This window comes from Seonamhaeicola marinus, assembly GCF_008085455.1.
Map to the genome: position 1 here is coordinate 1 of NZ_VSDQ01000766.1, position 568 is coordinate 568.

The 568-nt window shown below is 34.9% G+C and carries 1 protein-coding gene; it reads left to right on the forward strand.

Annotated features, from left to right (window positions below):
* On the forward strand, positions 1–568 hold a 568-nt coding region (locus FUA24_RS23430; protein ID WP_148545752.1), incomplete at both ends, for a class I tRNA ligase family protein.

Here is a 568-nt window from a genome sequence, read left to right on the forward strand (position 1 = left end):
GATAACGATTTTACTTGGAAAGATTTTCAAGCAAGAAATAATAACGAGTTAGTTGCCATTTTTGGAAATTTTATAAACCGTGTAGTGGTTTTAACCAATAAATACTACCAAGGTATTGTACCAAAACCAAGTGAATTTACTCAAGTTGATGAAGAAACACTTGCGGCTGTTAAGGCATACCCAAGTGTAATTGCAAGTTCTATAGAGCGTTACCGTTTTAGAGAGGCAGGCCAAGAATTAATGAATTTAGCACGCTTAGGAAATAAGTATTTGGCAGATGAGGAACCTTGGAAAAAAATAAAAGAAGACGAAGCAAGAACACAAACTATAATGTATGTAGCGTTGCAGATAGCTAGTGCCCTAGCTACTTTATGCGAACCTTTTTTACCATTTACTTCGGAGAAGTTAAAGAACATTTTAAATGTCAGTTCGAGTGATTCGACGAAGGAAAATGGTATTGAGAACCACTGGAATGATATTCCAAATAAAGATGTGTTATTACCCGAAGGTCATCAAATTGGAAAAGCAGAATTGTTATTCTCTAAAATTGAAGATAAAACCATCCAAG